The organism is Peribacillus acanthi (assembly GCF_003073175.1).
GTDB classification, from domain to species: Bacteria; Bacillota; Bacilli; order Bacillales; family DSM-1321; genus Bacillus_BN; species Bacillus_BN acanthi.
This window is the reverse complement of record NZ_QBBX01000010.1, coordinates 46665-54324: the sequence shown is the minus strand read 5'-3', so window position 1 is coordinate 54324 and position 7660 is coordinate 46665. Positions and strand designations below refer to the sequence as shown.

The 7660-nt window shown below is 39.3% G+C and carries 10 protein-coding genes; all 10 read left to right on the top strand.

From position 1 onward, the window contains the following. On the top strand, positions 1–340 hold a 340-nt coding region (locus tag DBX25_RS21325; protein WP_240620265.1), incomplete at its 5' end, for a FecCD family ABC transporter permease. A 2-nt stretch (positions 341–342) separates the two neighbouring features. Next, positions 343–1812 (top strand): adenosylcobinamide amidohydrolase, encoded by a 1470-nt coding sequence (locus tag DBX25_RS11705; protein WP_108670987.1) that lies wholly within the window; start codon positions 343–345, stop codon positions 1810–1812. Beyond that, positions 1805–2521 carry an adenosylcobinamide-phosphate synthase CbiB gene (gene cbiB / locus DBX25_RS11700; RefSeq protein WP_338066681.1) on the top strand — a complete coding sequence of 239 codons (717 nt, stop codon included), beginning with the start codon at positions 1805–1807 and terminating at the stop codon, positions 2519–2521. The genes DBX25_RS11705 and cbiB overlap by 8 nt, the downstream gene beginning before the upstream one ends. Continuing rightward, the gene (locus tag DBX25_RS21710; RefSeq protein ID WP_338066680.1) at positions 2472–2780 is read left to right on the top strand and encodes a cobalamin biosynthesis protein; all 309 of its coding nucleotides are present in this window, start codon (positions 2472–2474) and stop codon (positions 2778–2780) included. The genes cbiB and DBX25_RS21710 overlap by 50 nt, the downstream gene beginning before the upstream one ends. Further along, complete coding sequence (gene cobD, locus DBX25_RS11695; RefSeq protein WP_108670986.1) at positions 2746–3828, top strand: threonine-phosphate decarboxylase CobD; 1083 nt, start codon at positions 2746–2748, stop codon at positions 3826–3828. Before DBX25_RS21710 ends, cobD begins: the two co-directional genes overlap by 35 nt. Then, positions 3822–4397 carry a bifunctional adenosylcobinamide kinase/adenosylcobinamide-phosphate guanylyltransferase gene (locus tag DBX25_RS11690; RefSeq protein ID WP_108670985.1) on the top strand — a complete coding sequence of 192 codons (576 nt, stop codon included), beginning with the start codon at positions 3822–3824 and terminating at the stop codon, positions 4395–4397. Before cobD ends, DBX25_RS11690 begins: the two co-directional genes overlap by 7 nt. Beyond that, positions 4394–5893: a cobyric acid synthase gene (locus tag DBX25_RS11685; protein ID WP_108670984.1), complete on the top strand. Its 1500-nt coding sequence runs from the start codon at positions 4394–4396 to the stop codon at positions 5891–5893. The genes DBX25_RS11690 and DBX25_RS11685 overlap by 4 nt, the downstream gene beginning before the upstream one ends. Next, positions 5890–6690 (top strand): adenosylcobinamide-GDP ribazoletransferase, encoded by an 801-nt coding sequence (gene cobS / locus DBX25_RS11680; protein ID WP_108670983.1) that lies wholly within the window; start codon positions 5890–5892, stop codon positions 6688–6690. The genes DBX25_RS11685 and cobS overlap by 4 nt, the downstream gene beginning before the upstream one ends. Beyond that, the gene (locus DBX25_RS11675; protein WP_108670982.1) at positions 6648–7286 is read left to right on the top strand and encodes a histidine phosphatase family protein; all 639 of its coding nucleotides are present in this window, start codon (positions 6648–6650) and stop codon (positions 7284–7286) included. The genes cobS and DBX25_RS11675 overlap by 43 nt, the downstream gene beginning before the upstream one ends. Next, positions 7220–7660: a bifunctional adenosylcobinamide kinase/adenosylcobinamide-phosphate guanylyltransferase gene (locus tag DBX25_RS11670; protein WP_108670981.1), complete on the top strand. Its 441-nt coding sequence runs from the start codon at positions 7220–7222 to the stop codon at positions 7658–7660. The genes DBX25_RS11675 and DBX25_RS11670 overlap by 67 nt, the downstream gene beginning before the upstream one ends.

Below are 7660 nucleotides of genomic sequence, written 5' to 3'. Positions count from 1 at the left end.
GGAAAAGGCACAATATTTAGGTGTGAATGTTAAGCATAGGAAATTCTTCATCTTAATTTCAGCATCGATTTTGACTGGAGCTGCAGTTTCAGTATCAGGGACAATTGGTTTTGTAGGACTCCTCATTCCTCACATGGTAAGAATGATTTGGGGAACGAACCATCAGCTTTTATTGCCAATATCATCGATCATTGGAGCGGCCTATTTAATATTGGCTGATCTTATATCAAGAACCATTATTTCACCAACAGAATTGCCAATTGGAATCATTACTTCATTAATTGGGGCACCAGTTTTCGGTTTCATCCTACTTAGAAGAAAAAAGGTAAGGAGAGGGTAGATTTGTTACAAGCTCAAAATATTTCTGGTGGGTATCACAAACATGACGTCGTTCAAAATCTATCCTTCTCCGTTCAACATGGGGAGTTTTTTGGAATTCTTGGCCCTAATGGAAGCGGGAAGTCAACGCTAGCTAAATTAGTAAGTGGTGTTTTACCGTTAACAGCAGGTTCGGTTCTACTCGATGGTAAGCCATTAACCTCTTTTTCTGCAAAAGAGCTTGGTAGGAAGCTAGCCGTACTTCCGCAAACGATGCATACCTATTTTGATTATACAGTAGAAGAAGTTGTTTCCATTGGTAGATATCCTTTTCAAAAAGGTTTATTTAACCATCTTTCTGGAAAAGACCAAGAAGTCATCAAGAGAGTCATGGAACAAACGGACACTGTCTCCTTTAGAAATAAGCAATTAGGAGAACTAAGCGGAGGGGAACGTCAGAGAGTATTTTTAGCTCAAGCTCTTGTACAAGAACCTCAACTGTTGCTATTAGACGAACCGACTAACCACCTTGATATTTCCCATCAGAAAAGCTTGCTTGATTTCCTTAAGTCTTACACTCTATCTAATGATTTGACAGTATTATCGATTTTTCATGATATTAATTTGGCTAGTCTTTATTGTGATCGCATCTTGTTAATGGATAAACATGGAGTTGTTTCGGTGGGTGCTCCTATTGATGTATTAGAACAATCTAGCATCAATGATGTATACAATACCGAAGTCATTAAGCAACAGCATCCAACAATTGCCAAGCCTCAAATTTCTGTTCAACCTTCAATCGAATCTGAACCGAATGGTCTATATGATTTGAAAGAGAGCTTAGACATTACAGATAAAAGGATCTTGATTCAGTCAGGGGAACCTTACAAAACATTATCTTCAAGCCTAGTAGGCGGGGGGTTTGGTTGGAACAGAACATTCATTAATCTCCATGTTCCGAAAGATTATAACTGTCAAGAACCCAAACTGGATATGGAAAAATTCATTGTAAATGAAGGTCACTCCCTCAATGAAACGATAGGTATGATGACAGCTGTCCAATTAGAAGATGCTGCTGTGATTGAAATGAATGAAGAACAACATTCAGTTTTTATCGTGGTAACGGCTGGAACTGGAAATGCTGTGGATGTGAGCGCAAGGGTGAAAACTCATCCGGTCACTGCAGGCACAATCAATATTTGGATCTTTGTCGAAGGCAATCTTTCAGAAGAAGCCTTCCTTCAAGGAATGATGACGGCTACGGAAGCTAAAGTGAAGGCTCTGTTTGATGAAGGCATTAAAGACCCAATTTCTAATACACCAGCAACAGGCACTTCTACAGACAGTATCCTTTTGGCTGCATCACAGAAGGGGACCTTTTTTCCATATGGAGGATCCGTTACGCCGATAGGTCAAAGTATCGGAACGGGTGTGTACCAAAGTATAAGAAAAGCCATTCAATCCTACAAAAAAAGGCGAAACATTCATGATTGAACATTGTATAGCGATAAGTATTGCTCTCCTTTTAGATTGGATTGTCGGTGACCCAAGGTGGATGCCACATCCAGTCGTAGGAATGGGTAAATTGATTTCTCTTTGCGATAAACAACTAAATCAAGGAAAACATCAAAAAAGAAACGGAATTTTGATGATAGTCGCACTCATCCTATTTTGCTTTTTAGTAACCCTGTTCTTGGTGAAAAGCTTTTATGCTATCCATCCAATCCTTGGAGTTACCGTGGAGTCATTGCTCATTTTTACCACCATTGCTCAAAGAAGTCTTAGGGATGCTGCAATGGAAATATATATACCGTTATCTAGTGGTGACTTAGAACAGGCCCGTTACAAGCTATCGATGATAGTCGGCCGAGACACAGACAATCTTCCTGAGTCTGAAATTGTAAGAGGGACTGTTGAAACCATTTCCGAAAATACGAGTGATGCCATCACAGCCCCTTTGTTTTGGACACTTATTGGTGGGGCACCATTTGCAATCGTTTATCGTCTTGTTAATACATGTGATGCAATGGTAGGCTATCGAAACGCAAAATACGAAAAGTTTGGCTGGGCTTCAGCAAGGCTAGATGATTATCTGAACTGGATTCCAAGTAGAATTTCTGGTTGGCTAATGATGATTGTCAATGAGCCTAGTTATGAAATTAGCAAAAAAAAATGCTATTTTGCTATTTTTAAGAGATTCTAGAAATCATCCAAGCCCTAACAGTGGGTGGTTGGAATCTGCTGCGGCAGCCCTCTTAGGAATTCAGGTAGGGGGAATCAACCGTTATAAAGGAATACCATCCATTCGTCCCAAAATAGGGATTCCTATCAAATTACTTGAAAAGAATCATATTAAAGACATGAATGACATCATGCATCGTACGGTTTTGGCATTTTTTATTTTCCTATGGCTAGGGGGAATTTGTATTGACTTTACCATCTCATGGATCCAATCCTTCTAGATTATTCCTGTCTCTAGGATTACCTCAACCAGAACACATCATTGATTTTAGTGTGAATCTTAATCCTATTGGGCCTCCTAATTTATCCCCTCATTCATGGGGAGAGATCCAGAAGCACATAATCGATTATCCAGATCCAGAATGTTATGAGCTAAGGAGAATTATATCTAATCAAGAGAACTTGTCAGTATCCAATGTTTTAGTAGGAAATGGAGCAGCAGAACTCATACATCTTATCATACAATCGCTACTCAGAGAAAAGGACGTTCTCGTCGTGGAACCAACCTTCTCCGAATATAAAAAAGTAAGTTTACTACATAGTTGCCAAGTTCACTCTTATGTTTTAAGAGAAGATGATGGCTGGAATATCAACAGGGATGAACTCGTCCTTCGATTGAAAGGAAAGGCTGCCTTGTTTTTATGTAATCCAAATAATCCAACGGGAGTAGCATACAATAGAGATTTGTTATATTCATTGGCGAAAGAAGCAAAAAAAGAAGGAGTGCTTTTTATAATCGATGAAGCTTTCTTTGATTTTTCCATACATACAGCATCTATGTCTCAATTTATAATGGATTTCCCTAACTTGCTCATTTTACGGTCGATGACCAAAATGTACAGCATGGCTGGGGTTCGTTTAGGCTATCTGCTCGGTGATGAGAAATTAATTGGGAAAATTAATGAGCACCAGGTTACTTGGAGTGTAAACAGTATAGCTCAGAATCTTGGAATCCACTTTTTACAGGATGGACACCATGTACTGAATACCAAAAGATTCATTGCAAAGGAATGGAAGAGGGTATCCCAAACAATAGAGGATCTTCGTTTTATCACATCGAAAAGCTGCGTCAATTTTTACTTGCTAAGAGAAAATCAGAAACAGGATCTTCAAGACCTAATCCATTTTCTACTAAAGCATGGGATTGTTCCACGTCATACGTATAATTTTACTAGTTTAAAGGGGGAATATATTAGACTTGCTATCAAAACGGAGCAAGAGAACGATGAATTACTTTCTGTTTTACAGAAGTGGAGGGCACAATGTTAATTTTCATATCTGGAGGAGTCCGGAGCGGCAAAAGCACATACGCTGAAAATTTATTAACAAGTAGTCTACCAAATGGTGATAACCCCCATTATATTGCAACATCCATCAATACGGACGGCGAAATGGCATCAAGAATCAATAAACATCAACAGGATAGAGAACATTCTGGTTATCAATGGATAACATGGGAAAAATCGAGAGACATCCACGAGTTAACTGATCACATCCCTGGAAAATCGTATGTGCTCCTAGACTGTATGACAACATGGTTGAACAATGAATTATTCGGTGAAGTGTTTGACGGTAGTGATGATTGGATGAAGAAGAGTTTTCAAAAGGAAAAAATGGATCATATCCTTTATGGGATAACGAGTTTAAAACAGCATTGTTCCAAAGTAATAGTTGTGTCAAACGAGGTATCTTATGAGCCTCTTATCGATGAAGGTCCTGTTTTTCAGTATGTAAAGGTTATGGGGAAGCTGCATCAAGAGATTGTAGGATTATCTGATCAAGCCTATTTAATCGAGCAAGGGCTACCCATTTTAATGAAAGGAATGGTCCTTAAATGAAGGGTGTAATGTTGCAGGGAACTTCTTCCGATGTCGGCAAAAGCTTGATTACGACTGCATTATGTAGGATTTTTCAGGAATGGGGTTATAAAACGGCACCATTTAAATCTCAAAACATGTCCAATAACTCCTATGTGACAATGGATGGGAAGGAGATAGGAAGAGCTCAGGGTGTCCAAGCTGAAGCAGCAGGAGTTGAAGCCACCGTGTTCATGAATCCCATTCTCTTAAAACCGAAAAGTGACCAGCAATCCGATATCATCTTTTTTGGTGAAAGTGTCGACCATGCGGATGGAAGGGAATACCGTGACAATTATTATGAAAAAGGGTTAGAAGCAATTGAAAAAAGCTTAGCCTATCTCAATCAACATTTTGACATAGTCATAATGGAAGGTGCGGGAAGCCCCGTAGAAATCAATTTGAAATCCAAGGAACTCGTCAATATGAAGGTGGCTGAGCTGGCAGATGTGCCTGTCATTTTAATTGCTGACATTGACCGAGGTGGCGTGTTTGCTAGCATAGTAGGAACACTTCAATTACTTTCAGAAGATGAACGAAAAAGAGTAAAGGGGATTATCATCAACAAATTTCGTGGAGACATTTCTCTGTTTGAGGATGGAATCCAATGGATTGAAGAACAAACTGGTGTAAAAGTAGTAGGGGTCCTGCCATACTTACAAAACCATGGCATTGAAAGCGAAGATTCCCTATCTCTTCAAACCGTCTTTCAACAGAATGATTCGAAGCCACTTGAGATAGGAATCGTTCGACTGCCATATGTTTCAAACTACACCGATATGGAGCCTTTTTTAGAGGAAGATGATGTCCGTATTCGATGGATAAGCTCTCCTGCAGAGTTTGGAAATCCAGATGCAATCATCCTACCAGGAACGAGAAGCACAATCCAAGACTTACAGCATCTTCAAGGGATAGGTTTGGATCGAATGATTAGTGAGTATGCATCTTCAGGTGGAACAATCGTCGGCATTTGTGATGGTTATCAAATGTTAGGTGAAGCATTGGTGGATGTCAGTGGACTTGATACGGGAAAGCCTACATACTCTATTAAAGGATTAGGGCATTTACCCATCACAACAGAATTTCATGTTAAGAAAAAAACAATTCGTTCTACTGGTACGTTACACCCTGATTCAGGATTTGCGCCAATCCCAGTCGAAGGGTATGAAATCCATGTGGGAGTTACACAAGTACCTGAAAATGTAACTCCTTTAATCCTTCAAGCCAGTGGAACTGAAGGAATAAGCTTGAATAACGGTTCGATCATTGGAACGTATTTTCATCATATTTTCCATAATGATGTTTTTCGGAATGAGTGGCTGAACCGAATTCGTATAAAAAAAGGGTTATCACCTAAAGCAGTTGTTCCTTTAGCCAATTATAGAATGGAAAAGTATAAGGAACTTGCTACACATGTTAGCGAGAATCTCGATATGAATTATATTAGGAAGCTGGTATTAGGAGAGTCGATGGAATGAAAGTAATCTCGGATGGATTTATCCTATGCCTTCAATTTTTCACGAGTGTACCCATTAACAAGAATATTTCTATGGAAAAAGAACGCTTGAAAACTAGCTTGCTATTCTTGCCATTTGTGGGACTACTGATTGGAATCATTGCTTCTACATCGATTTATTTTTTACAAGAGTGGAGCCCCTTTTCCGTTTTGGCCATTGCCTTTATGGTATTTATATATTTTATATTCATAACAGGTGGTATTCATTTAGATGGATGGGCGGACTGTAGTGACGCCTATTTTTCCTTTCGTGACAAAGCTAGAAGATTAGAAATCATGAAGGATCCCCATGTTGGGACGTTTGCGGTTTTATCTTTAATTGTTATGTTGGCCGCTCGATTTCTATTTATCTATGAAACGATTTCTTTAATGAGCTTACATTCCTATTTTTTCATTGCAATCATCCCGTTTTTATCTAGATCCATGATGTTACTATTACTCATTAATGGTCCAGGGTTAGCAAAACAAGAAGGACTGGCAGCATTGTTTTCTCAGTCTATCAAAGGAAAGCATGTTTGGGTGCTCGTACTATATAGTATGGTGGTATTAGGTGGCGGTTTCGTCTGGATTGGAGTGTACATGGTCCAAACTATTGTTTATGGATTAATCGCTATTTTTCTATTCTACTTATGTGCGAATTCCTTTATCAAACGAGAGTTTAATGGACTGACAGGTGACACGTTAGGAGCGAGCATCGAGGGAGGCGAAACATTTTTATGGATGATACTGTGGCTATTACATTCATTCGCCATGGTTTGACAAAGTCCAATCTGAAAAAAGCCTATCTCGGATGGACGGATGAAGAGTTAAGTGAACAAGGCAGAAAAGAATTAAGTAGGTATTTACATATGAATCCTGCTTCTATTTTTACAAGTGATTTGAAAAGATGTATTGAAACCGCATCTATATTGTTTCCTTTACAACCCGTCATGACGATTCCAGACTTGCGAGAAATGCATTTCGGAGATTGGGAGTGGTTAACTCACGAAGATTTACAAGAGGATGACCACTATCAAAAATGGTTAGAGGGCTATGAGCGGATGAATACCCCTAATGGAGAGTCATTTCTACAATTTCAACAACGAGTTGAAAAAGGTTGGGACCAGATTCGTAATAGAATCATCCATGGAAAAAATAAGGACACGGTTATAATTGCCCATGGTGGTTCACTTCGATATATTTTGTCGCAACTCGACAGCGAGCAACGATCATTTTGGGACATTCCACTGTCTCACGGGTCTGGATACACCATACAAACGACAATTCAGGACTTTATGGAGGGGAAAAGATGCATTTTGTCACCGGTGGAGCGTTCAATGGTAAAAGAAAGTGGACCTCAGAATCATACGAAATAGAAACTACCCGTCATACTTGGCTATCAGCATATGATGATAAAGATATTCTTGAAAAAATACAGCAGACTGACTTCTTCCAAAATATTACGGTCATTGAAGGCTTGGAGGAAATCGTTCGAGCAATCCTTGTGTTGGATCAAGACCCAATGGTTATTTGGAAAGGATTTTTAGAGAAATGGTCGAATTGGGAACATGAAATTCCAGGTAGAAGATTAGTTCTGATTGGCACAGACATCACAAAAGGCATTGTCCCAATGGAAGCATTTCAACGCAGGTGGAGAGACGATTGCGGGAAAGTCTTTCAAATGACGATGGAGCAATGCGAGAAAGCCAATGTAATATGGTACGGAATCTCAACTTCATTAAAGGGGTAA